Here is a 238-nt window from a genome sequence, read left to right as displayed (position 1 = left end):
GATCTGGGTGAGCGTCTTTTCGCGGCGCTCTGGGTCTGTGATCTTGGCCGCCTCGGCGAGCTGGTCGCCCAGCGGTTTGTTGGCCACGCTGGCGGCGAACTGGGAGGCGAACTTGTTGTCTGCCTCCCCCTTGATCACCTGCTCGATGCGGGATTGGTGCTCGAACTTGATCTCGGCTTTGTTGGCGTCGTAATAGGCTTGGGCGGCGTCGGGGTTGACCTCGGCCAACTTGGTGACC

Annotated in this window: 1 protein-coding gene; it reads right to left on the bottom strand. The window is 62.6% G+C overall.

What is annotated here, in order from left to right:
• A partial coding sequence (locus tag ACSNOK_RS36100) for a hypothetical protein (RefSeq protein ID WP_436784876.1) occupies positions 1–238 on the bottom strand: 238 nt, incomplete at both ends.

The organism is Streptomyces sp. URMC 126 (assembly GCF_051386555.1).
Lineage (GTDB): Bacteria > Actinomycetota > Actinomycetes > Streptomycetales > Streptomycetaceae > Streptomyces.
This window is presented reverse-complemented; position numbering and strand designations above follow the sequence as displayed.